Source organism: Pseudomonas sp. R32, assembly GCF_009866705.1.
Classification (GTDB): domain Bacteria; phylum Pseudomonadota; class Gammaproteobacteria; order Pseudomonadales; family Pseudomonadaceae; genus Aquipseudomonas; species Aquipseudomonas donghuensis.
The window spans coordinates 3,059,423-3,084,396 of sequence record NZ_CP019396.1 but is presented as its reverse complement, the minus strand read 5'-3'; the positions used below and the strand labels follow the sequence as shown (position 1 = coordinate 3,084,396).

The following is a 24,974-nucleotide window of genomic DNA, read 5'->3' as shown; positions in this document are numbered from 1 at the left end:
GGCGGCGTTGCCCGTTCGCTTACGGCATAGACGCCGCCAAATTACTTCGTCCATAGCTGTGCGGCAGCAGCCATGTCTTCGTCTTCAGCGGCAAGCACTTCTTTAAGTGGCGTCTCTCCCACTCCCATCGCTCGCTCGATCAGCAGTTCGCTTCCATTACCCTGAAGCATCGCCTGCAGACGCCCGAACTCGTTGCACCAGATCGTCTCGATATCCTTGTCGCGCTGCGTGTCGCGATCACGGCTCAATGCCACCGCACGCACCTGCATGCGGCCGTTCTCGGCCTTGCCTCCCAGCTCCACACCATAGCCTGGCGTGGCCGACTTGCGCAGCACTATCTTGCCCGAGTCGGCCCAGGCGGTGATCATGCCTTCGCGCACTTCGTAGCCGAGTTCGGCCAGCCCCTGGAGCATGGCTTCGCGACGGGCGAGGGCGGCTTGCGCTTGCACATGGGCGGCAAGAATTGCTTCGCAGCGGCTCGTCAGCTCGCTCACCATGGCTTGCGAGGTGCTGGTCGTGCACTGGCTGACATGCTCGAGCAATGCCTCGTTCCCTGCGTCCAGGTGGGTTCGCACTTCGTTTGCCAGGTCATGGAGCTTGGTGAGCGAATCGCGACTTAGCTGGAAGTCGCGGCTATTGTCGGCCAGCTCGATCACCAGGCTGTCGAGCAGCAAGTTGCGCTGTTGCGCCTGGGGCTGCGCTTCGGCCCGGGCCAAGGCTTGTACGAAGGGCGCCGCACAGGCTGCGCCTTGCAACAGGTACAGCTCGGCGATATGCCGGTCGATCTGCTGCAGGCGTGGGTCGCGGGTCGCTTGTGCTCGCTCGGCCAGCCATGTGTTGCGGTCGGGCGCGGGTGCGTCGTCCTTGAGCCGCTGAGCCAGCGCGCGTTGCTGCTCATCAAGGGTTTGCGCTTCGTTGCTGCTGCTCAATTGGGCGAAGCCTTGGGCAAGCAGCTGCTCGGCATTGTCCAGTTGAGCGCCATCGACTAGTTGTGTCAGGGCTTGCACTACCTGCGGGGCGGTGTCGGGGCGGCTGCCCAGGGCCTTGAGCAGAAGCGCTGCATTTTCCTGCATGCGGCGTTGATGCTGACGTTGCTCGGTCGCTTGCAGAACAGCGCGTTCCTCGCGGGCCAGCTGGTCGCGCCGCAGGTGCTCGATCTCGATGGGGATGACCTTCTGCAACTCTCGGAGCTGGTCCTCAGTGAGCAAGGCGCGCAACCGCGCTTGCCGTGCCCGCGTGGCCGCGCGCTCTTGCTCGTTCAGTTGGCCAAGCTTTTCGGCCTGGGCTTCCCAACGGGACACAGCCTGATCAAGGCGGCGCAGATGGCCTTCGCAAATGGCGATGATTTCTTCACGGGTGACGATGCGCACCACCTTCGGGCCACTCATTGGCAGGTCTCCTTGTCGTTGGATGCGGCCGCTGGCTGCCCGGCTTGCATGGCGCCCTCGATGGCCGCGCGTAGGCGGGCTCGCTCATTGTCGCCGTCGTGGTACCAGGCCTGGGACGAGACGCGGTGGATCTGCGGGATCGCCCGGCGCAGCACCGAGGGCCGCCAGACTTCCCGGGCCCGGGCGCGCTCGAGCAGGGCGTGGCTGGGCGCGTCGCATTCGATGCCGATGGCATAGGTGCCGGTCTCCGGGCTTGCGATGGCGAAGTCCAGGCCAAACGCGTCGCCTTCGCTGGCCGGGGCGGCATTCCAGCCCAAGGATGCGATGAACGCGCCAACGATCCTGGCGAAACCGTCGCGGCCCTGGTCGTGCCCATGCACCTGCGTGCTGCGGTCGGTTTGCAGGCGGCCAAGCAGCTTGCCGCTGTAGTCGAATTCGCCGGCACACAGCGCTCGTGCGTATTCCAGGTAGCCTTGCAGGTAGTCGCGTGGGCTGGCGGGGGCGCGTTGGGTGTTGAGCATGTCCGAAATGTCGGCGATGGGCATCGAGGTGATCATCACCACCTTGCGCCGAGCACGGGTCACCGCCACGTTCAGGCGGCGTTCGCCACCGGTCTGGCCGAGCACCCCGAAGTGGCGGCGGAAGGTGCCCTGGCTGTTGCGGCCGAAGGTGGAGGAAAACACGATCACGTCGCGCTCGTCACCCTGCACGTTCTCGACGTTCTTGACGAACACCGACATGTCTTCACCGTCCTCGCTGCGTTCGCGCTCCTGGGAGTACGCGGCGCGGAAAGCTTCGTTTTCAGTGGCGTGGGCTTCCAGGTGCTCCTCGATCAGCTCGGCCTGCTTGCGGTTGAAGGTCACCACGCCCACCGACGGGCGCTGCGCGTAAGGGAGCTGCCAGAGCGCCTCCAGGTACTGCACGACACGCTCGGCTTCGGTAGCGTTGCTCTGGTTCTGGTACAGGCCCTCGACCTGGATCAGTTCCAGCGGCTTGAGCTGACGAATGCTCGCTTGGGGGTGGCGCACCGGCACGTTCAGGCGGTTGCCGTAGAACGAGGCATTGGAGAAACCGATCAGTTCGCGGTAGGCCGAACGGTAGTGGATCTGCAGGGTGGTGCTGGGCAGGGCGTTGCGCGCCAGTTGCAGCAGGTCCGGGCAGTCCTTGATCTCGCGGCGGTTCCAGGTGTCCTCGAAGGCCTCGCGTTGTTCTTCGTCGGCGTCCTCGTCCGGCTCATCGCCATCGAACAGTTCGGCCTCGTCACTTTCGACCCGGCTGGAGAAGAACGCCGTCGGCGGCATCTGCTTCTCGTCGCCGCTGACCACGGTGACCCGGCCGCGGAACAGGGTCGGCAGGGCAAACTCCACCGGCATCTGTGATGCCTCGTCGTAGATTACCGTGTCGAACAGGCCGTTCTTCAGTGGCAGCACCCGGCTGGCCACGTCCGGGTTCATCAGCCATACCGGGCGCAATGACATCAGCCCCAGCGGAGCACCCAGTTCGAGGAATTCACGCAGCCGGCGCGAGCGCTTGCCGGTCAGCCGGGTCACATCCTCCCACTGCTTGCGGCTGCCCAGGCGCGTCGGGTCGATGCCTGTGGCCAGCAGTTGGCGATTGAGCTCACGCATCCGTGTATCGGCTTGAGCCAGGCTGGCAACCTTGGCCTGGGCCTCATCCTGGCTGAACAGCAGCTCCGGGTTGGCCTGTTCGATGCGGTGCTTCCAGCCCAGCCGCGCTTCGCGGTTGAGCAGGCGGCGCACGGCGGCGTCGAGCTGCTCTGAGGGCAAAGCGTCGAGTTGCGCCTGGCGCTGGCGCAGCAGGGCCAGCAGGTCCAGGTCAGCCTCGGTGAGCTGCCCGGTGCGGGCCCGGAAGCTCTGGTAGGCCGCCAGGTGGGGCAAGGCGTCGTGCAGGCGGCTGAGCGCCAGTTCGTTGCTCAGGTTGTGTTCCACGGCATGCCGCAGCTGTTGAGCCAGTTCGTTGCCGAGCCAGTCGTCGAGCAGCTTGAGCTGGTCAAGGCTGGACTGGCGCACGCCTTGGCGCAGCAGCGAGGCGTCCAGATCTCCGAGCAACGCCTCCAGGTGTTGTTTGTCGCCGGTAAGCACGGCGTCGTCTGCCTGGCGTGCGCGGGGCGACTGTGCCAGTGCCTGCGCCAAAGCCTGGATCTCGACGAGCTGGCGGATATCAGCCTTGACCAAGGCAGCCAGCTCCAGGCCTGCCTGCGGGGCGACGCTATCCAGGGCCAGGGCCTGGTGAAGTGCAGCAAGTTCGGCGCGCAGGGGGCGCCACTGCTGTTCCAGGTTGATGGCCGCGCGCAGCCCTGGCAGGGCTTCATCCATACGGCCGTCACCCCGAGTTTCGAGGAAGCCGTGCAGACGCTTGCGCCTGAGCAGGTGCAACGGGTTCATGCGCGTCAGCCAGGAGCGAGCGGCCATGACCTTGGCGCAATCGCTTTCCAGGCTACGCAGCGGCTTGCTGTCGACCAGGCTCAAGGCGGGCGACAGCGCTGGCAGGTAATCGCCTTCGGGCAGTTGGTCGAACTGCTGTTGCAGTTGCCGCAGCTCGTTCAGTATCGATTCGCCACGCGGCAGCTGCTCGCCGTCCTTGCTGCGGAACAGTGGCAGCCAGCGGGCCAGGCGCAGCCGCTGTTCCTGGCTCAGATCGAGCAAGGCCGCCACATGGGTGGCCATCCATGCCCGGTACGGCGCAGGGTCTTCGATCTCGAAGCTGGCCGGGTGTGCTTGCAGGGTCGCTTGGCGCTGTAGCTCAGCCTGGCTGAAGGCCTGCAGGCTGTCGGTAAAGGCCTGCAGGGTAGAACGGTCCGTGGCGAACGGCTGCAACTGCGCCAGGGGGCTGCCTTCGTAGCGGGCAGGCAGCCACAGGCGTATCAGCGGCGCGCAGTTTTCTTCCAGGCGGGTCAGGCTGGCAACGTCAAGCACGGCCAGGCGCTGGCGCAACGCCGGGAACTCGAGTGGTGCCGGCCCGCCTTCGAGGGCGATCAGCTCGCCCAGCAGGCGCCGGTAGCTCAAACCGGTGGCCGGGTCCGGGCGGTGCAGGCTCTGGTGGAAACGGTCCAGCTCGCCTTCGAGTGTCTCGATACGCGCCGCCACTTGTTCGCGCTGGCGGAGCAGGCCCTGGCCTTCATCGCCACCGATGAACAGGGTTTCCAGCTGTTCGCGAATACTGCGGATGATCGGTTCGCGGTCGCGGTTGACGTCGTTGAGCATGACGATACGTTGGCCCAGCCCTTCGGCCACCAGGCGCTTGTACACCACCTCCAGCGCCGCGTGCTTCTGGCAGACGATGAGCAGGCTGCGTTGGCGGCCGATGGCATCGGCGACCATGTTGACGATGGTTTGGCTCTTTCCTGTGCCCGGTGGCCCCTCGACCAGCAGGCCCGGGCCTTGGCGCGCTTGCAGCACGGCCGCCTCCTGGGAGGGGTCGCTGGCGACGGTAAAATAGCGGTGCAGTTCAGCCGGCGGGGCCACGGCCTCGGCTTCCTCGTCGGCCCTGAGCCGCAGTGCGGTCTCGAGCCCGCTGCCGGCAGGCGAGAGCGACTTCAGCTGGCGCAGGTCCTCGCCGATGGCCTGGCCCATGAAGGTGACGTGGAACAACACGCCGGCACATGCTAGTTCGTCCTGGTAAGGCACGACTTCCACGCTGCTGGCCGGCAGTCCGACGATGCTGCGCGAGCGCGCAGTGGCAAGCATGCCGAACGCATCCATCACATCGCTGGCGCGGATCGAGGAGCGGCCAAGCAACTCGTCGGCCGTCTTGCGCCAGCGCTTGCAGGCTTCGGCCCCGAGTACGCTTTCCAGCGCGGGGTTCAGTCGCACCTCTTCGCGTTCGCTGTCGAAGGCCAGGGCCGCAAGGCCGCGGCTGCCCACTTCCAGCAGCAGCTTCACCGGCCACAACAACAACGGAATGATGCGTGTGCGAGTGGTGCCGCGTGGGTCGCGACTGAGCAGGAATGGGAAGCCCAGGTACAGCCCGTCGATGCCGGTGTCGCGTTTGTACAATGCGCTCTGCCGGTGCAGCGCGTGCAGGCGCGAGGCAATCTGCGGCATGGCCTGGAAGCACTCCGGGTCCAGGTTCACGGCCCGTTCGTTGCGCAGCAGCAGGTGGTCGAGCAGGGCGGCGGCCGGGTGGCGCTCGCTGTGCAGTTCGTTGAGATCGACCCGGGCGGTGGTCTTGCCGATGCTCATGCGTACCAACGGGCCGCGCATCACTGCGGTTACCACCTTCTTCTCGAAGAACTCGAGGATCTGTGACACATACTGCTGCTTTTGCGGCTCAAGCCACTGGCTTGCCGGAATGGCCAGCAGCACCAAGGCCTGGGCCAGAGGCATGCGCCGTTCCAGGCGGAACTGCTCGGCCCATGCATCCACTGCGGCGACGCCGCTGCGGGCGAACCCGCGTATGCGCTCATCGACGCTGTGGTAAAGGTCCTGGCGCGGGTGCTGAAGCAGCGCTGTGGCAGCTTCGCTGTCGAACCAGCCGACCTCGACGCTGCTGGCCAGCTCAGCCGCTTCCTGGATGATCGCATCCACCGAACGGAATTGGCCGATCGAAGCGCTGAGCAGCACGATCAGGTCTTCTTCGGCGATGATCCGTCGCTCCGCCAACGCCAGCAGGCCGGGGTGCTCGGTATCCGGCAGCAGGCGTTGGCGCGCCTGCCATTCGCTGGTCAGCTTTGCCCGCGAGGTCGAAAGCAGGTATACCCGCAAGGTCTCCTCGACCAGTTCGATCTGCTGGTGCAGGGCGCGCTGGCGAACCTGCTCGGCGCGCAGTTTGAGGCGAGAAAGCCAGTTGTCGGTCTGCAGTTGCTCCAGCAGGTCGGGCACCGAGCCACTGATCAGTCGGTAGCCTTCCAGCGGATGCTCCAGCAACCAGCCCGGGGTGACGATATCACCACGGTGGATCAGCGGGATTTCCGGGTTGAGCAGTTTCAGCGCGAGCATCAAACGGAAATCGTCCTCCAGCCCGTCATGCTGCACCACTTGGCGAAGGCCGGCGAGCAATGAGGGGGGAAGGCCGAGCTGTTCGGCCCAGGTGACGATGACGCCGCGCAGCAGGTGGTCGAGTGCCTGCTGCCAGTGCTCGGCGTGCGCGGCGGCAAGGGCGAATACCGCCGGCTTGTGGTAGCGCGCCTCGCCCAGTTGCAAGGTGGCACCTTCGCCGTCGTCACGTTCGGCGAAGGCTGAAGCCGGCGCCTGCACCGGGCGACCGTCGAGCCAGGCCTCGACCTCGGGCCATTGCCAGCGCTGGTGCCGGTCGCGTGCCAGCAGGCCGCGCAACAGCAGGTTCAGCTGTGGGTCGAGGTCGTCGGGAATCGGGACACCGTTGGCCAGTACATGGATGAGGAAGGCATTGGCATGAATGCCCTCGAAGCAGGCCCCCCCGGTCAGTTGTTCGATCAGGATCATGCCCAGGCTCCACCAGTCCGAGGCGGCCGCCACACCGCCGGCGATGGCTTCAGGGGCCATGTAGCGGCTGGTCTCCAGGGGCGAGACGATGTCAAGGTCGAACTCCGACAGGCGCGCCGAGCCGAAGCCGCTGATCACCAGGTCCAGTGGCTCATGGGCACGTACCAGCAGGCTGGCCGGGCGCAGGTCACGGTGGCGCAACCCGGCCTCGTTGAACGCGTGCAGTGCCTGGCCCAGCTCGCGCAGCACATGGCGCACGCTGTGGGCTTCACGGATCACGCCGCCGAGGTCGTCCAGGCTGCCGCCGGTCAGTTCCTCGACCACTTCGAATGCACGGCCATCCCAGCGGCCGGTGGCGATAATTTCGGGCACATGCTCGCGGGGCAGGCGGCGGATCACGTCATATACCGCAGGGTCCGGCTCTGCGCCTGGTCGATAAAGGGTGAGCACCGCTTGGCGAGCGGTTTCCTGGTGCACTGCAAGATAGCGCTCGCGGACGCCGTCGGTATTGCTGATCTGGCGGATTAGCGACCAGCCTTCGATCAATGTTTCGTTGGCTGCGGGCGCATTGTCGACTGGGGCAACCGGCACACCGTTGGTTGCAGACTGGGCGGGCGAGGCATCGCACTGCAGGCACATCAGGTCGCCGGGGTCCATGGCATGGCCGTTTTCACAGACGATGCCGGGCGCCGGAGATGTGTTCGTCGGGGGGAGATTGTCCACAGTATGGATGATCTGCGGGCGCCAGCCGTCAGCGTGGATCGGCTCGCCGGCCAGGTCCCAGTTGCACGGGTGCTGGTCGACGGTGCCCTCGCAGAACATTTCCTGTACCGGGCGTGCGGTGTTGCAGTTTGGGCAATAGCGAATCATTGGGCGAATTCCGGTCAGTGGCGGTGCGCGCTGGTGCGAACCTGGTGGCCTTGCACGTTCAAAAGGTCGCGCAGACGCAGTACGTCGTCACGCCGAGGGATCCCCGCCATCCACACGCTGCCGTTCTCGTCGAACATGAGGTCGAGGGCCTGGTCGGCGGGTTGCAGGGGACGCTGGTAGCTGGCCAGGCGTTCATGGCCGAGCGGGGTCAGCAGGTTCAGGCGCTGATTATCGCTGCCACGCAGCGCCAGGGATTGTTCGCTGCGCTCGTCGAAGGGGTCGCTGATCAACGCATCGATCAGGCCTTCGGCTTGTTGTAGTTGGGGTTGCAGGTGCTCCAGCGAGTAGCCGCTGTACACCAGAATGTCCAGAGGGCTCGACTGGCGCAGCCCTTGGAGCAGGGTGAGCAGGGCTGGGAACTGGTCGAAGGGTTCGCCGCCGGAGAGGGTGATGCCTTCAGCCTCGACCAACCAGGGCGTCAGTTGTTCCAGCAGCTGTGCGATGCCCACGCGGCGCTTGCCTGGCCCCCAGGTGTCGGCGGAAATACAACCAGGGCAGCGGATGCTGCAGCCCTGAAACCAGATGCCCAGGCGACGACCTGGGCCGAGGGTGGTGACCGGGAAGTGCACGCGGGAAAGGCTCAGCTCCATGGTCAGCGACGTTCCAGGGTCAATCCGCCGAGACCCAGTCGGCTGATGGCGAAATGCTCGCCAGGTTGAGCGTCCTGGTCGAACAAGGCCCGCGCCAGCGGGTTGAGCAGATGCGCCTCGAGCTGGTTGCGGATGCCACGGCCGCCGTTGGACAGGTCGCGCAGGCACAGGGCGTGCAACGCTTGGCGCGCCTCAGGAGCGATGGCCACGTGCAGTTCCTGCTGTTGCAGGTCCTTGAAGGTGCCATCGACCATCTGTTCGAAGATCTGCAGGCCGACCTCTTCACGAATGAAGTCGAAAACGATGACGTTTTCGCCGATACGGTTGAGGATCTCCGGGCGATTGAGCACCAGCTTGAAATGCCGGTCGATCTCGCTGTGGACTTTCTCCCGTACCTGCTCGTAGGGCTCACCCGGCAGTACGTTGGCAACGCGCTCGCCGTTATCGCCCAGGCGGTAGATTCCCAGGTTGGAGGTGAACACGATCAGCGCTTCGGAAAAGTACACCCGGTCACCGCGACCGGAGGTCAGCACGCCGTCGTCAAGAATTTGCAGGAACTTGTCGAGGATGCGCGGGTGGGCTTTTTCGATTTCGTCGAATAGCACCACGCTGAAGGGTTTCTCGCGAATCGCATTGGTCAGTTCGCCACCGACGTCGTAGCCGACATAGCCGGGTGGTGCACCAATCAGGCGTTGGTCGGCATGCTCGGCGCTGAATTCCGACATGTCGAAACGGATATACGCGCTTTCGTCGCCGAACAGCAGGCTGGTCATGGTCTTGGCCAACTCGGTCTTGCCCACCCCGGTGGGGCCGGCCAGGAAGGCCACGCCACGCGGGCGGTTGCCCTTGCGGCTGGCGCCGACGCCGGTCATCGCCCGCTTGACGATGTCAAGCATGTGGGTCACAGCGTGGTCCTGGCCTTTCACCCGCTGGTGCACCAGCTCGTCGCCCCGGCGGATGCGCTGGCGGTCAATGCGCAGCCAGGGGTCCTCGGTGACACCCACTTTATATCGGCGAACGGCATCGGCGATCTGCACCATGGCCACACCCTCGACCCGCGCGAGTTGCGCGATGGCGCTGAGGTCGAGCAGCAGCAGGCCCTCGGTGTTCTGCACGAAGGCGTCCGCGGCCTGGGCGATGGCGTCCTGACTTGCCTCCTGGCTACCGGCGAGCCCCTTGAGCAGGGCCGGGGCCAAGGCGCGGCGGGCCAGTTGGTCGGGCCTGGAGACCGGAATGTGGCGGATTCGTGGATTGTCGACCAGCAGCCAGTCCGGTAGGTCGCCTTCTTTTTCCACCAGCCACAGCAGCGTATTGAAGAATGGCTTGCGCGTTTGTGGCTGCGGCCGGCTGCGCGCCTGGTGGGCATGCACCAGGGCCTGAGTGAACAGCTGGTGCTCGGCCGCGCTCAAGGAATCGCTACGTACCGCCAGGCGCGAGGCGAAGTCGATGATCAGGGCGACCGGCGTATCGGTGCGGGCCAGCAGCCGCTGCACGGTGGCTGCCAGCAGGTCGATACCCGCAGACGCGGCACCGTTCACCGGGGTCAGGCCGAGTTCCTGGAGTAGGGTTTGGCCCGGTGCCGGGTCGCTGCTGGGCTTGCCAAGCACACGAAAACCAGCCACCGGGTCCCAAGCCAGCACGTGGCCATAGCCGGTGTCGAGCAGGGCTTCGCACAGGGTCTGGTTGAAGCTCTGGGCCGTGACTGTGCCAGGGGCGACCTCGCAGGCCTGGAGGTCGCGGATGTTGCCCGACAGGACGAATTGGCTTTTCAGTGGCAGGAAGCGGACGAGGTCACGCATCCAACGCGGGGTTTGAAACGGTGTAATCCCTGACATGATCAACTCGTCTAGGTTGTATCCTTGGCAGGGTATTGTTCCTTGCGCGTATTTTCCAGTATTGCTGTCTGAAAGTTCAGCGCGTTGGATGGCAGCATTTCAGGTATGCCTCGATACCTCCTGCATACCTCGTAAATAAGCGGCATGCGAGGTCCGTTTTGGGTTGTGGATTCAACCGGTGGATGCAACACATTGGCTGAACCTGTCCGCCGGTTGAATCCACAGTCGATAGCGGGCATTCGCGAGATCGACAGATTTCGACGCGAGCTATCTCTCATTGAAGAGGGTGAGTCAAAGGCTCATGACCTAGAAAGATTCTCAGGTGTGTCAAAAATGTCAGGGTCGGCGAAAAACATTTTGACTGCGCTCTAGAACGGCAGTTTCAGGCAGGGAAAATTGATATTTTCCCCCATTATTGCCCCCAGCCGCACTGAATATGCGAGCGATCGCTCACGGCGATTCCTGACAATATTCAGCATGGCTCCGGGTGGCTTTCGGTGTGCGCCCAAACTGGGGATAGGGTAGGGCACTGATACGCCCAGACGCCCTCCCTCAGTGACCTGAAACCAAAGCAGGTTATGCGTACCCAGTTCTTGTTCGGCCCTGCTAGCGCAAAGTGGCCATAGCGGTTTTGACATGTTTCGGGTAGCTAGCCTAACCCTGTATTGCTTACCAAGAACCGACTACTGACACATCCTTGAGCTTCACGGTGGTCATCTGGCCTTTTTCATCACCCACCGTGATGGTCGGAGGAATTGTTTTCGGCGGCCGCCTATACCAGTCACAGCATCCCTTTATCACGTCACTGAGAAATCGGCTTTCCAGGACTTTCCGCACAAGGTTATCTGTCAGCACTGGATTCGGATTGAAGAAAAAATCACCAGCCTGTTCGAGCTCCATGGGCGATAGATTCATGGTGTCGAATTTTCGCTGAAAGGACTTGGCTGGTGGGGTGAATGCGTGGTGGGAAGATTTAGCAGTCTCAGGAAAAATCGGACTCATAAAGTCGATTAGATAGCCGTCGCACGCAACCATCGCGTGGAAGGCGCTGGGGCTGCTATGGGCTTCGCTCTCTTCAATTGTTGCGAAGCACATGACCTTCGAGTCTTCGACATCCGTCATCAGGCACATTGCGCCCGCGAGGGGGTGAGCCTCCCTCCTATAGTGCTGGCGGAGAATTGCAGCGCCCGCCATGCTGAAGTACCAGCAGGCGTGAGCAGTGTCTGCCTGACACGAGTCCAGCACGCTGCGGATGACACGATGAATCCGCAAATAGTCGAGTAGCGGTATTAGCTCAGGCGATTTCTTACTCATGGTTGTCCTTTTCAATGAGGGTGACCCGGTCCCCCGGACTCCACCGGTGCACAGAATCAGTAGCCAAGCTTGTTGCTCAGGTAATGAAAAAGCGTTCTGACCGCATTGACGAACAGGAAGGCTTCTGGCGCCTCGATGAGGTGTTCGTTTGGATGAGCGACGCTTCCGTGGTTGCGGACGGTGTTCAGTGCATCCAAAGGGTGACTTTTCGAGAAGGGAACTGTTGGGCGTTAGGCTGGGGGCATCCTTTTCAAACCATCCATAGCATGCCCTCAAATATGGCCCTGGGAGCCTCATCCTCTGGAAGTGGATGGATCTCCATGGACTATGAAAAGGCAGAAATGATCAGATTATCAGCCCGCTCGACAACGACTATAGACTCTCAGGGTCGCCAAAAAACATCTGAATCCGCGACCGTAACCACCGCTCCCCCGGATCATTATCCTGCGACCCGCGCCAAGCCATGTGCAGCTCGAAGGTCTGCACCTCCAGCGGCGGGTCCTCGGCGCGCAGGCCGCCGGCGGCGGTCAGGACTTCGGCGGTGTAGTCGGGTACGGTGGCGATGATGTCGGTGCCGGTCAGCAAACTGCCCAGGCCGTTGAACTGCGGCACCGCGAGGACCACATGGCGCTTGCGCCCGACCTTTTCCAGGATCTCGTCCATGAACCCGCCCAGGTCGCCGGCAAACGACACCAGGGCGTGGGGGCGGGCGCAGAAGTCGTCAAGGCTCAGGCTGCCCGGCATGCTGTCGGCCCGCAGTACCTTGGGTTTGCTGCGCCGCAGCACCTTGCGTTTGGCGTTGGCCGGCAGGTCGTTGGTCCAGCTGACGCCCACGGAGATTTCCCCCGAGGCCAGCAGCGCCGGCATCAGCAGGTAGTTGACCCGGCGCACCACCAGGACGATGCCCGGGGCTTCGGCGCGCACGCGCTTGAGCAATTGCGGCAGCAGGGCGAACTCGGCGTCGTCGGACAGGCCGATACGAAACACCGCGGTGCTGGTGGCCGGATCGAAGTCGGCGGCGCGGCTGACCGCGGTGGAGATCGAGTCCAGTGCCGGCGAGAGCAGGGCGAAGATTTCCATGGCCCGCGCCGATGGTTCCATGCTGCGCCCGGTGCGCACGAACAACGGATCATCGAACAGGTTGCGCAGGCGCGAGAGGGCGGCGCTGATGGCCGGCTGGCCGAGGAAGAGTTTCTCCGCCGCGCGGGTCACGCTACGCTCGTGCATCAGGGTCTCGAAGACGATCAGCAGGTTCAGGTCGACGCGACGCAAGTCGTTACGGTTCATCGGCTCGGCTTCACAAGGCGGTTGGGGCAGGGGTGAATCTTACGGGTAAAGGCTGGTACCCTGCACCGCATAAATTGATGAAGGCTGAACTAGCATCAATCAATGACAGGCATGTTGACTATTAATGGCCACTGATGGTCTAACCGTCAAAGCCCGGATAGAGTTCAGGGCATTAGAGGTTCAATTGGCGAGGTTTGCGATGTCCCGCATGATCCGTTTCCACAAGTTCGGCCCGGCCGAGGTGCTCAAGATCGAAGAGCAGGCTCAGGCGCAGCCGGCCGCCGGCGAGGTGCAGATTCGTGTAGAAGCGATCGGCATCAGCTGGTACGACGTGCTCTGGCGGCAGAACCTGGCGCCGTCCCAGGCGCGCCTGCCTGCCGGGATCGGGCACGAGATGGCGGGCGTGGTCACAGCCGTGGGCGAGGGTGTCGACGACTTGGCTATCGGTGACAAGGTCGCCAGCTTTCCGGCCAGCAGTGCCAACGAGCATCCGGTCTACGGTGAAGTCATCGTCATGCCGCGCAACGCGCTGACCCGTTATCCGGACATTCTCTCGCCGGTCGAGGCCAGCGTGCATTACACGCCGCTGCTGATCGCCTATTTTGCCTTTGTCGACCTAGCCCGGGCCAAGGCCGGGCAAACGGCGCTGATCACCGACGCCAGCCACTGCGCCGGCCCTGCTTTCGTGCAGTTGGGCAAGGCCCTGGGCCTGAAAGTGTTCGCCGCGACCAAAGAGGCCGACCAGCGTGACTACCTGATCAGGCTCGGTGCCGACAAGGTGATCGTCACCGAAGAGCAGGACCTGCTCATGCAGATCAACAAGTACACCGACAACCGCGGTGTCGACATGGTGCTTGACGGCCTCGGCGGCCCGCAGATGGCCCTGCTCGGTGATGCCCTGGCGCCGCGGGGCAGCCTGGTGCTGTACGGCCTGCAGGGCGGCAACCAGACGCCGTTCCCGGCCTGCGCGGCGTTCCAGAAGAACATCCAGTTCTTCGTCCATTGTATCGGCAACTTCACCGGCAAGCCGGAACTGGGCATCAGTCAGGACCAGGTGGCGCTGCAGCGTGCCCTGCGCGATATCAACCAGTTCACCGCCGACAAACTGCTCACGCCGCTGATCATCAAGACCTATCCGTTCGAGAAAGTGGTCGAGGCACATCGCTACATGGACGAGTGTCCGTGCGGCGGCAGGCTGGTGCTGGACCTGTCGTTGCCCGGGTAATACGCGCAACGAAACGCAACAACACTGAAGCCCGAGCCGTGACTCGGGCTTTTTTGTGGGTATTTCCTAGGCTGGTTTCGGATATTTCCACGGTGACTTTTCCCGGTGTTACGACAGTATTCTTGCTATGTTCAAACAAGAGGAAAAGTGCTGTGATGTTGTCTGAATAATAACTGTTGGGTGGCAGGTTCTGAATTGTTTTTTTACCCTGATCTGTATATTTTATTCGCCCGGCAACGCCCGATAATAGTTCGTCAATGGTCGTCTCATGGAGCGAGGCAAGATGGGTCGTAAGCCGAGGGTTAGAGGCGCTGTGCTGCCAGGCTGGGGAGGGGGAGCCAGGAGGAATAATAGTTTCTGAAGTTATTTTCCGTAGGAGGTTGTAGGAAGTTTCTTAGGATGAATTTTGTTTATCCTCCTTTGCTGATTGAAAGTTCTTCGCTGGGGTATTTTTCTTTCAGGTCGCCATATTCTGAATAGCGGGTATGTGTTATGGGCAGCATTCACGATCAGGCCATGCAATATATTTATCAGCAAGTGTTGCAGCGCTTGCTGGAGCACTTGTCACAAGCCCAGCGGGCGTCCTTGCAACTGCTGATACAGCGCTTGATCGTCGCAGCCGGCGGTATCGAACGCATTGGCGGGTTCAAGCTGATGTTCACCCAGGATGGCAGCCAGAATGCCAGCCATGCGCTGGCCTGCCTGCGCGCGGCGCAGTTGAGCATTGCTGCGCGGTCGCCGGGTACGTTTCAGCTGCGCGTTGCCGTGGTCCGCCAGCCGGGCATGAGCGCTACGGCGGTGAGCAATATCGAGCACGGCTTCTCGGCGTTGTTCCTGCATGACGACCCACGGGTCGAACTGTTGATGCTCGTCGATCAGCAGTTGCTGCCTTTTGACAGCCGGCACTGTCCTTCTGCCAGTCAACAGCAGGCTGAACGTCATGAACTGCTGCTGTTCGGTCATTTGCTGGCAGGGCTGCCACGCGCAGGTTTTGGCAGCCATGGCTACTTGCGCCTGGCCGAGTTGTGTCGCCAGGCCCTCGACTGGCGTGGCGGCGTCGACGCCATCATCAGCGCCCAGCCGCTGCTTGAGCGCAGGCGCTACCTTGCCTGGAGCCGCAGGGCCCTGCGTGAGGAGGACCTGCTGAGCATCAGGCCTATCCACAGTTGCGCCGCCTCACTGTGCGAGGGCTTGAGCGAACTGCGGCGGCGCTACCTGGAGCAGTTGTACGGCCAGGCGAAAACCTTCCCTCAGGCCGCGGTCGGTGACGTGTGTGCGCCGGCGATGCGCTTCATCACCATCGATGATCTGGTTCACGACCCCGACGTGCCTCATGACGAGCGCTTGAACCGCTTCCTGGGGTATCGCTTTGATGAGCAGTATTACGCCTGCGCACGCTCGGGCACGGCCAATCCGTTGCTGCTGGCGCACCTGAGCGGGCTGCATGCGCAGTTCATCGAAGACAGCGATTACCGTGAAGGTGTCGATGCCTACCTGCGCCAGGCGCGGTTGCTGATGCAGCGCAATGGTCTGCCGCGAGCCGTGCAGGTTCGCGTGTTGGGCCGCTGGCAGAACGCCGAGCAGTTGCAGCAACGCCGGGCCCAGGCCAATGAGTTTGCCTTGCAGGCCTATGGCCTGAGCGAGGCGCAACTGGTTTGCCAGCTGTTTGCGCCATTCGTCTCCCGTGGCTTGCGGCTCGAGGTATTTCTGCGCCGCTGTCATCCCGGCATGCTGGTGGCGTTGCCCTATCTGCACAAGGCGTTGCAGCAGTTGCCCGCGCCTGAGCCGGTGGTGCAATGGATGATCGACATCAGCGGCCTGAGTTTGCCACTGCTGCAGATGCTCTATCAGCGAGAGCCGCAGCCCAGTGCCCGGCCGCGTTCGCTGCTGGCGCGTATTCAGGGCCGCGGCGCGGACCTGCAACACCTGCGCCTGGCGCCGACGGCATGGACTTGGCTCAAGGCCGAGCAGCCTGGCGGCCATGGATGAAAGCGCCGGCGCACGGCGAGTTCGCCTATCGGGCAGTGTACCGTTACCTGGTCGAACTGATTGCTCAGATGGCACCGGGCAGTTACAGCAAGCTGCCTTCGCTGCGTGACCTTGCTCAACGCCTTGACGTGTCGATTTCCACGGTGCAGTACGCCTATTCACTGCTTGAGCATGAGGGCCGGGTACAGCCGGTGCCCAAGTCCGGCTACTTTGCCAAGGTGCCGGCACTGGACGGCCAGCCGCGCAGTGGCGGTGATTTGCTTCAGGACCTGCAGGAGCATGCCAACTCGCCGCAGATGCTGGTGCTCAGCGGCGGCCAGGCGCAGGCCTTGCCATCGATCGAGGCAACGCTGTTGGGTATCGAGCGCCAGCTGTTGCGTCAGTATCCGCGGCTTGCCGGTGCGCCCCAGCCATGGGGCGATCTGCAGCTGCGCACCGCCCTGGCGGCGCGCTACACCCGCTCGGCGCAGCTGTACTGGAGTGCCGAGGATGTCTACCTGGCGCTGGATGTACGTTCGTTGCTGGAGACCACCCTGGCGGCCCTTGAGTTGCATAACAGTGCGGTGCTGGTCACCACACCCTGTTCCTGGCGTCTGTTGCGGGTGTTTCAGGCCGCCCGGATTCGGGTCATTGAACTGCCCTTGGGCCCTGAGGGTGGCCTGGACCTCGAGCAGCTCGCCCGGCTGCTACGTGAAGAGCCGGTGCGCCTGGCCATGCTGTCGTCACGCCTGAGTGTCCCGCAGGGCAGCCTGATGCCGGAGGCTGACCGCAAGGCCATGGCGCAGCTCCTTGACGTGCACGGGGTGTGGTTACTGGAGAACGACCTGGAGGCCGAGCTGTGCTTCCAGCCTGCGGCGGCGGGCTATCTGCGCGAGCTGGTCGACCCGCAACGCTTGCTGGTGTTCTCTTCGCTGGAGCGCAGTGTCGGTGCCGAGGCGCCTTATGCCTACCTGCTGTCCCGGAACTGGCATGGGCCCTTGCACCGGCAGTTTCTGTTGCGCGGTTTTCGCTTGCCGCCCTTGCGCCAGCAAGCGGTAGCACGTTTGTACAGCAAGGGCCGCATCGACCGGCACCTGGAACAACTGCGCTTGCGCTTGCACGAGCGCCTGAGCCACCTGTACCGGCAGATGCAGCTGTACCTGGGGGGCCAGTTGGAGTTCCAGATGCCGGCGGGTGGCGCCTGTATCTGGGTGCGGGCGCCGGTGGATACCCGGCCGTTGTTCCATCGTTTGCTGCAGCAAGGCCTGGTAATCGCCCCGGGCGAACTGTTCAGCTTGCGTGGCGACTTTCGTCGGCATTTGCGCCTGGGCTGGCCGCTGGGGCCGCAAGGGGACCTGCAGTACGGCCTGAGCATCCTCAGTGACGAGCTGCGGCGCACCCAGCAGGCCAGCTGAGCCCCCGCGCATCGGCGTCAGCGGCGCAATGTCGCGCAGTAGTCCTGTTCCGGTTGCGCGGCGGTGTACCAGACAAAGTCCGCGCTTTCGGCGCTGACGGTCTTGCCGGCCTCGGCCAGTATCAGCACCGGGTCGCTGCCGGGTGCTCCCAGGTCGATCAGGTGCAGCGGTACGCCCAGGTCCTTGCGCACATGGAATGCCCCGGCCAGTAACAGCGCCGGGCTGGGCGCGGCCAGCAGGCGTTCGGCCATGCGCCGGTCGCGTTGTTGCTGCACCGCCAGCATTGCCGGCATCTGGGGCTCGGGCAGCAAACCGCAATGGGACGAGCGAATGTCAGCGAGCAGGGTGGCTTGAACCTGTTGGGTGGTGGAGGCGTGGCCTTCGAGCGTCGGGCGCTGTGTATAGACCTGCATTACCTGCGCCCGGTCCAGGTTGGCGGCCAGCAGGGCATAGGGCTGGCGCAGCGCATAGGTCACCAGCGGTCCGTACAGGCTCCAATCCCAACCGGCTTGCCAGGCCAGCGCCTGGATCGGGTCGGCAGGTGGCTGCCCTGCGCGCGATGCGGCCTGCACGGCATCGACCCGGTTCTGTTGGTCGGGGTTGAGCATTTCCAGCAACAGGCTGCCTTGCGGGCGCCGGGCTGCCAGTTCGCGCAACAGCCACAGTTGCAGGGCGTGATGGTCGGGGTTGTCGTGCTGCTCGCCGACCAGCACCCGTGGTGCCGCAGCCAGGCGCTCGACCAGTTGCTGCGGGGTCAGGGTACGGCCGCTGGCCAACTCGCGGATCATGCCAACGTCGGCGTGATCGCGCCCATGGGGCGCTATCGGTGCCGGTGGTGGCAGAACCTGATGGGATTGGCAGGCAGCCAGCAGGCCGACCAGGCAGAGCAGTCCTATGCGCATGGGATTTCCTTGTCGTCATGGATCGTAATCGCCAGCAAGAGCCTACGTTGGTCGCACGCAGGTTGCCAGACCAATGAGTCTGTATGTATAACCAGTGTTCCAGTTGCCAGCCCGTACTGTCCCGTGATCGCTCATTCCGTCGACGACCCGTTCTATTACCTGCACAACTTCCAGCAAGTGCTCGACTGGATCGAGTTGCGCTATGCCGACCTGCTCGACGACCAGGAGCAGGCCTTCATCCGCCAGTTTCGCCAGCAACCGCAGGCAGCCCGGGCTTTATTGGTGCGCATGGTGATGCGCAAGGGGCTGCTGTTTCGCCCGAGCAAGCTCGACTACGCCGAAATCGGCCCGGCACAGGCAGCGTTGGCGCCCTTGCTGGCTCTGGGCTGGGTGGCCGATGACAGCCTGCTGAGCCTGGAGCAATTGTTCCATCTGCTGCGCAAGGACGAGCTGGCCAGCGGCTTTGCCGAGTGGCTCGAGCGCCCGCGGGCCGCCAAGCGCGAGCTGCTGGCCCAGCTGCAGGCACTCGATCTGCAGCCCCGGCCGCTGCAGGCATGGCTGCCCGGCTTCGATGAGCCGATCATCGAGTTGCGCCTGCAGGCCTTGTGTGACCGCTTGCGTCTGCTGTTCTTCGGCAACCTGTACCAGGACTGGTCGGAATTCGTGCTCGCCGACCTTGGCTTGCTGCGCTACGAACAAGTGGCCTTCAGCGACGACTCGCGGGCGTTGCGCAAACGCAGCGATATCGATGTCGCGCTGGCCTTGCACCAGTGCGCCGAGTTGCTGGAGCAGGGCGTGGCCCTTGAGCAGGTGGTCGAGCACATCGAGTGCCTGGACAGCGACAACCCCTGGTTGCTGCGCCGGCGCTCACGGCTGCTGTATCAGCTTGGCCAGCACAGCGAGCGCCTGGCCGACTGGCAACTGGCCTTGCGCATCTACCCGCGTAGCCAGCATCCGCAGGCGCGCATTCGTCAGGTGCGGGTGCTGGAGCGTAGCGAGCAGTGGGCACAGGCGTTCGAGCTGGCCTCGCAGATTGCCCGGCAACCGGCCAATGGCCTTGAGGTCCAGGCCCTGGCGCGGATGTTACCGCGTTTGCAGCGCAAGCTGGGCGGGCCGGCGCAGCCACGGCGGGCCAAGCCGCAGGTCAGCCTGGTCGAGCTGCAGTTGCCGGCCGAGCTGGCGGCCCTGGGGGTGGAGCAGGCCGTGCAGTTGCACCTGGGGCAGGGCGGTGGGCAGGTGCATTACGTCGAGAACGGCCTGTTCAACAGCCTGTTCGGCCTACTGTGCTGGGAGGCGATCTTCGCACCGTTGCCTGGCGCGTTTTTCCACCCGTTCCAGAGCGCGCCGCAGGATTTGCATGACGCCGAGTTTCACGGGCGCCGCAGCGAGCTGTTCGCACGTTGCCTGGGGCAACTGGACGATGGCAGCTACCGGCAGACCATCCGCCGCCATTTCATCAGCAAGCAGGGCCTGCAATCGCCTTTCGTTTATTGGCAGCTGCTCAGCGAAGCGCTGCTTGAGCAGGCCCTGGCCTGCCTGCCCGCGGCGCACCTGAAAAGCTGCTTCGAGCGCCTGCTTGACGACATCCAGGGTAACCGTTCGGGCATGCCCGACCTGATCCAGTTCTGGCCCGAGCAGCAGCGCTACCGCATGATCGAGGTCAAGGGCCCGGGCGATCGCCTGCAGGACAGCCAGCTGCGCTGGATCGAGTTCTGCGCCGGGCACGGCCTGCCGGTGGAAGTCTGCCACGTGCAATGGGCACCATGAGCTACCGTGTGGCGGTGCGGGCGCTGTGTGAGTTCAGCGCCAAGGTCGGCGACCTCGACCTGCGCTTCACGCCGTCGCCCACCGCCGAGGAGGGCATCAGCGGCCATCGCCGGGTAGTGGCCGGACGGGGTGAGGGGTATGAGACCGAAGTCAGCCTTGAGGGGCAGTACGCGACCTTGCAAGTGCGCGGCCGTGCCGACGGTTACGATCTGCGGCTCAATCGCCTCGAAGAAATCAAGACCTACCGCGGCGACCTGGCCCGCCAGCCCGACAACCACCGGCAACTGCACTGGGCCCAGGCGCGGGTCTACGGTTGGTTGCTGTGCCAGCAGCGCCAGTTGCCGGTGTTGCGCCTGGCGCTGGTCTACCTGAATGTCGACAGTGATGAACAGACGCTGGTCGAAGAACAACGCAGCGCCCACGAGCTTGAGCAGTTTTTCAATGGCCAATGCGCGATCTTCCTGCACTGGGCCGAGCAGCAGATGCTGCGTCAGGTTTCGCGCAATCAGGGCTTGCAGGCCCTGGCATTCCCCCATGGGCAGTTTCGCCAAGGCCAGCGCGAGCTGGCCGAAACCGTGTACAAGGCGGTCAGCACCGGCCGCTGCCTGATGGCCCAGGCCACCACCGGCATTGGCAAGACCCTCGGCACCCTGTTCCCGTTGCTCAAGGCGATGGTCCCCCAGCAACTGGACAAAATCCTCTTCCTCACCGCCAAAACCCCTGGCCGTGCCTTGGGGCTGGAGGCGCTTCGGCAGGTGATGGCCAGCGCTACCCAGCCTGCGCTGCGCAGCCTGGAGCTGGTGGCCCGCGACAAGTCCTGTGAATACCCCGGCACGGCCTGCCATGGTGATGCCTGCCCGTTGGCCAAGGGCTTTTACGACCGCCTGCCCGCAGCGCGCCAGGCCGCCCAGGCCGTGGCAGTGCTGGACCAAGCGGCGCTGCGCGAGGTGGCCCTGGCCCATCAGGTCTGTCCCTATTACCTGGGCCAGGAGATGGCCCGGTGGGTCGATGTGCTGGTGGCCGACTACAACTACTACTTCGACCAGAGCGCCTTGCTGTATGGCTTGGCCCAGGCCAACCAGTGGCGCCTGGCGCTGCTGGTGGACGAGGCGCACAACCTGGTCGAGAGGGCCCGGCAGATGTACAGCGCCAGCCTCGACCAGGGCCAGTTGCTGGCCCTGCGCAAGCTTAAGCCCGCAGGCCTGAGCAGCGCCCTGGACCGTCTCAACCGCCAGTGGAACGCCCTGCACAAGGAGCAGGTGGCGCCTTATCGGGTGGTTGACGGCTTGCCCGAGGCGCTGCTCAGGGCCTTGCAGCAGTGTGTCGGGGCGATCCAGGAGCAACTGAACCAGAACCCGACCGGCATTGACCCGGCTGTGCTGCAGTTCTTTTTCCAGGCGCTGCAGTTCACCCGCGTCAGCGAGTTGTTCGACGAACACTTCCTGTTTGATATCAGCAAGCGCCCGGGCCCGGGCAAGCGTGCCTTGTCGACCCTGTGCCTGCGCAATGTGGTACCCGCAGCGCTGATCGGCCCCCGGCTGGCGGCAGCGCGCAGTGCCACGCTGTTTTCCGCGACCCTCAGCCCGCGCCACTACTACGCCGACCTGCTCGGCATGCCAGCCGATTGCGCCTGGCTCGAGGTCGCCTCTCCGTTTGCCGCTGAGCAATTGCAGGTGCAGGTGATCAGCAGCGTCTCGACCCGATACCAGCACCGGGAAGCCTCCCTGGCACCGATCGTCGAGCTGATTGCCGAGCAATATGGGCGTGCGCCGGGCAATTACCTGGCGTTTTTCAGCAGCTTTGAGTACCTGCAGCAGGTCTCGGCCTTGTTGGCTGCGCGCTATCCGGCCATCAGCCAATGGCGCCAGGCACCGGGCATGGATGAGCAGCAGCGCCAGGACTTTCTCGAACGTTTTGCTCCCCAGGGCCAGGGCGTGGGCTTTGCCGTGCTCGGCGGGGCCTTTGCCGAAGGCGTCGACCTGCCCGGCACGCGCCTGATCGGTGCGTTTGTCGCCACCCTCGGGTTGCCCCAGGTCAACCCGGTCAACGAACAGATCAAGCAGCGCATGGCCCGGTTGTTCGGCGCGGGGTTCGACTACACCTACCTGTATCCCGGGGTACAGAAGGTCATTCAGGCGGCAGGACGGGTGATTCGTGGCACGCAGGATCGTGGCACGGTATTGCTGATCGATGACCGCTTCGCCGAAGCCCGTGTACAACGCATGTTTCCGGCCTGGTGGGCGCCACAGTAGAAATAATTGCCACGCCAGGGATCGTCACCGTCGCAAGCTTGTCAAAGTGCCAGTAAACTGCCTGTTTTCATTACCCTGAACATCCTTTCTTGAGGTTTTGCATGAAGCTCAGTCCTTTGGCGGGCAAACCGGCCCCGGCCTCCGTGCTGGTGGATATCCCGCAACTGTTGACCGCCTACTACACCGGCCAGCCCGATGCCAGCATCGCCACCCAGCGCGTTGCCTTCGGCACCTCCGGCCACCGCGGCAGCTCTCTGGAGCTGAGCTTCAACGAACACCACGTGTTGGCCATCAGCCAGGCCATCTGCCTGTACCGTCAGGCCAAGGGCATCGATGGCCCGTTGTTCATCGGCGCCGACACCCACGCGTTGTCGACCCCGGCCGCAGCAAGCGCGCTGCAGGTCCTGGCGGCCAACGGCGTTGAGGTCATGCTGTCCAAGGATGACGAGTACACCCCGACCCCGGCGGTGTCCCATGCCATCATCTGCTACAACCGCGGACGCAGCAGCGGCCTTGCCGACGGTATCGTCATCACCCCCTCGCATAACCCGCCGCAAAGCGGCGGCTTCAAGTACAACCCGCCCAATGGCGGCCCGGCCGACAGCGATGTCACCAAGTGGATCGAGGCCAAGGCCAACGAGCTGCTGGCGGTGGGCCTGGCGGGCGTCAAGCGCATCTCCCATGAACAGGCGCTGGCAGCCAGCACCACCCATCGTCATGACTATGTCGCCAGCTATGTCGCCGATCTGGAAAACGTCATCGATTTCGACGTGATCCGCAGCGCCAACCTGCGCCTGGGCGTCGACCCGCTGGGCGGGGCAGGGGTGCGCTACTGGTCGGCGATTGCCGAGCACTACAAGCTGAACCTGGAAGTGGTCAACACCGAGGTCGATCCGACCTTCCGCTTCATGTGCGTCGACTGGGACGGACAGATCCGCATGGACCCGTCTTCGCCGTATGCCATGCAGGGCCTGATCGGCCTGCGCGAGCGTTTCGACGTGGCGTTCGCCTGCGACCCGGACCACGACCGCCACGGCATCGTGACCCCGAATGGCCTGCTGGCGCCGAACAACTACCTGGCCGTGGCCATCGACTACCTGTTCCAGCACCGTCCGCAATGGCGTAGCGACGCCGCCGTGGGCAAGACGGTGGTCAGCAGTGGCCTGATTGACCGCGTCACCGCGCGCTTGGGGCGTCGTTTGTTTGAGGTGCCGGTGGGCTTCAAGTTCTTCGCCGACGGTCTGTTCGACGGCTCCCTGGGCTTTGGTGGCGAGGAGAGCGCCGGCGCCTCGTTCCTGCGCAAGGACGGCAGCGTCTGGACCACTGACAAGGACGGCCTGATCCCGGCGCTGCTGGCGGCGGAAATCACTGCCCGCACCGGCCGCGACCCAAGCCAGGCCTATACCGAACTTACCGCCAAGCTGGGCGAGCCGTTCGCTACCCGCGTCGAGGCCAAGGCCAACCCGCAGCAAAAGGCCCTGCTGAGCAAACTGGCGCCCGAGCAGGTCAAGTCGACGATGTTGGCCGGTGAACCGATCGAGCAGATCCTCAGCCATGCGCCGGGCAACAACCAGGCCATTGGCGGCCTCAAGGTGATGACCGCCAACGGCTGGTTCGCGGCGCGGCCGTCGGGGACCGAGGACATCTACAAGATCTACGCCGAAAGCTTCATCGATGAAGCGCATTTGCAGCGCCTGGTGGCTGAAGCCCAGGAACTGGTGGATGCGGCGATTGCCTGACCGCTAAAAGCATCGCTGGCAAGCCAGCTCCCACAGGTGTTGCAAATATCTGAGAGATATCACCTGACCTGTGGGAGCTGGTCTTGCCAGCGATGGGCCGCATAGCGGCCCTAGGCTACATCGACCAGCACGATCTCGCTGTCCTGCACCGCCGTCACCCTGAGCACCGGCTCGTCCTCGATCGCCACCCCGTCACGGGCTTCGGCGCGCAAACCGTTGATTTCAACCAGGCCCTTGGCCGGCACCAGGTAGCCACGGCGCCCGGCTTCGAAGCGGTACTCGGCGGTTTCTCCTGCCTGCAAGGTCGCTGCCACCAGGCGTGCATCGGCACGAATCTGCAGGCTGTGCTCGTCGCCCTCGCGGCCACTGGCCAAGGTCACGAAGCCTTCACCGCGCTCGCCTTTGGGGAACGGCCGGGTCCCCCAGGAAGGCGCCTGGCCAACGCGCTCAGGGACGATCCAGATCTGGAAGATGCGCGTATCGACCTTCTCCAAGTTGTATTCGCTATGGGTGATGCCGGTGCCGGCACTCATCACCTGCACGTCACCGGCCTCGGTGCGGCCCTTGTTGCCAAGGTTGTCCTGGTGGCTGATGGCGCCTTCGCGCACATAGGTGATGATCTCCATGTCGCGGTGCGGGTGCGGCGGGAAGCCGCTACCCGCAGCAATCAGGTCGTCGTTCCAGACCCGCAGGTTGCCCCAGTGCATGCGCGCCGGATCGTAGTACTCGGCGAACGAAAAGTGATGATGGGCATCGAGCCAACCATGGTTGGCATGGCCAAGGCTCTTGAATGGGCGCAGTTTCAGCATGTTGGCTCTCCTCGAAAGGTAGTGGATGGAGGAGATGATCTATCAAATAATGATCGAAAATAAGCGTAAATTTCGGCTGAATACAATCAATATTGTCGATATATAGAGCTAGGGTAATTTGTACGCTTCA

Annotated in this window: 15 protein-coding genes; 6 read left to right on the top strand and 9 right to left on the bottom strand. The window is 63.8% G+C overall.

Annotated elements, in window-relative coordinates:
- Window positions 1–41: 41 nt before the first annotated feature.
- The 7 genes from PspR32_RS14390 to PspR32_RS14360 all read right to left on the bottom strand — a co-directional run bounded on the left by PspR32_RS14390 (window position 42) and on the right by PspR32_RS14360 (window position 12,767).
- On the bottom strand, window positions 42–1,388 hold the full coding sequence (locus tag PspR32_RS14390; RefSeq protein ID WP_159388752.1) for a hypothetical protein: 1,347 nt from the start codon (window positions 1,386–1,388) through the stop codon (window positions 42–44).
- Window positions 1,385–7,681, bottom strand: coding sequence for an AAA domain-containing protein (locus PspR32_RS14385; protein WP_159388751.1), 6,297 nt, complete (start codon window positions 7,679–7,681; stop codon window positions 1,385–1,387). Before PspR32_RS14385 ends, PspR32_RS14390 begins: the two co-directional genes overlap by 4 nt.
- A 14-nt stretch (window positions 7,682–7,695) precedes the next feature.
- A complete protein-coding gene (locus tag PspR32_RS14380; protein WP_159388750.1) occupies window positions 7,696–8,331 on the bottom strand; it encodes a 4Fe-4S single cluster domain-containing protein in 636 nt (211 codons plus the stop codon).
- Window positions 8,332–8,333: 2 nt separating this feature from the next.
- Window positions 8,334–10,166, bottom strand: coding sequence for an AAA family ATPase (locus PspR32_RS14375; protein ID WP_159388749.1), 1,833 nt, complete (start codon window positions 10,164–10,166; stop codon window positions 8,334–8,336).
- A gap of 669 nt (window positions 10,167–10,835) precedes the next feature.
- Window positions 10,836–11,480: a DUF2026 family protein gene (locus tag PspR32_RS14370; RefSeq protein WP_159388748.1), complete on the bottom strand. Its 645-nt coding sequence runs from the start codon at window positions 11,478–11,480 to the stop codon at window positions 10,836–10,838.
- Between the two features lie 56 nt (window positions 11,481–11,536).
- Window positions 11,537–11,677, bottom strand: coding sequence for an abortive infection family protein (locus PspR32_RS14365; RefSeq protein WP_232531733.1), 141 nt, complete (start codon window positions 11,675–11,677; stop codon window positions 11,537–11,539).
- Between the two features lie 175 nt (window positions 11,678–11,852).
- On the bottom strand, window positions 11,853–12,767 hold the full coding sequence (locus tag PspR32_RS14360; RefSeq protein WP_159388747.1) for a LysR family transcriptional regulator: 915 nt from the start codon (window positions 12,765–12,767) through the stop codon (window positions 11,853–11,855).
- 199 nt (window positions 12,768–12,966) lie between these two features.
- On the opposite strand from PspR32_RS14360, the gene PspR32_RS14355 reads away from it, so the two are divergent.
- The 3 genes from PspR32_RS14355 to PspR32_RS14345 all read left to right on the top strand — a co-directional run bounded on the left by PspR32_RS14355 (window position 12,967) and on the right by PspR32_RS14345 (window position 17,375).
- Entirely contained in the window at window positions 12,967–13,992 is a 1,026-nt protein-coding gene (locus PspR32_RS14355) for a zinc-dependent alcohol dehydrogenase family protein (RefSeq protein ID WP_010225212.1), read from the top strand.
- A 516-nt stretch (window positions 13,993–14,508) separates the two neighbouring features.
- A complete protein-coding gene (locus PspR32_RS14350; protein ID WP_145959322.1) occupies window positions 14,509–15,981 on the top strand; it encodes a hypothetical protein in 1,473 nt (490 codons plus the stop codon).
- The gene (locus tag PspR32_RS14345) at window positions 15,978–17,375 is read left to right on the top strand and encodes an aminotransferase-like domain-containing protein (protein ID WP_100783388.1); all 1,398 of its coding nucleotides are present in this window, start codon (window positions 15,978–15,980) and stop codon (window positions 17,373–17,375) included. Before PspR32_RS14350 ends, PspR32_RS14345 begins: the two co-directional genes overlap by 4 nt.
- A 17-nt stretch (window positions 17,376–17,392) precedes the next feature.
- Here the strand turns inward: PspR32_RS14345 and PspR32_RS14340 are convergent, their stop codons facing one another.
- The gene (locus tag PspR32_RS14340; protein ID WP_036997038.1) at window positions 17,393–18,277 is read right to left on the bottom strand and encodes a ChaN family lipoprotein; all 885 of its coding nucleotides are present in this window, start codon (window positions 18,275–18,277) and stop codon (window positions 17,393–17,395) included.
- 123 nt (window positions 18,278–18,400) lie between these two features.
- Between PspR32_RS14340 and PspR32_RS14335 the strand changes: the two genes are divergently transcribed.
- The 3 genes from PspR32_RS14335 (at window position 18,401) to pgm (ending at window position 24,035) form a co-directional block, all read left to right on the top strand.
- Entirely contained in the window at window positions 18,401–20,044 is a 1,644-nt protein-coding gene (locus PspR32_RS14335) for a VRR-NUC domain-containing protein (RefSeq protein ID WP_159388746.1), read from the top strand.
- Window positions 20,041–22,296 (top strand): ATP-dependent DNA helicase, encoded by a 2,256-nt coding sequence (locus PspR32_RS14330; protein ID WP_159388745.1) that lies wholly within the window; start codon window positions 20,041–20,043, stop codon window positions 22,294–22,296. The genes PspR32_RS14335 and PspR32_RS14330 overlap by 4 nt, the downstream gene beginning before the upstream one ends.
- A 101-nt stretch (window positions 22,297–22,397) precedes the next feature.
- Entirely contained in the window at window positions 22,398–24,035 is a 1,638-nt protein-coding gene (gene pgm, locus PspR32_RS14325) for a phosphoglucomutase (alpha-D-glucose-1,6-bisphosphate-dependent) (RefSeq protein WP_010225220.1), read from the top strand.
- A gap of 110 nt (window positions 24,036–24,145) precedes the next feature.
- Here the strand turns inward: pgm and PspR32_RS14320 are convergent, their stop codons facing one another.
- On the bottom strand, window positions 24,146–24,844 hold the full coding sequence (locus PspR32_RS14320) for a pirin family protein (RefSeq protein WP_159388744.1): 699 nt from the start codon (window positions 24,842–24,844) through the stop codon (window positions 24,146–24,148).
- Between the last annotated feature and the right edge of the window lie 130 nt (window positions 24,845–24,974).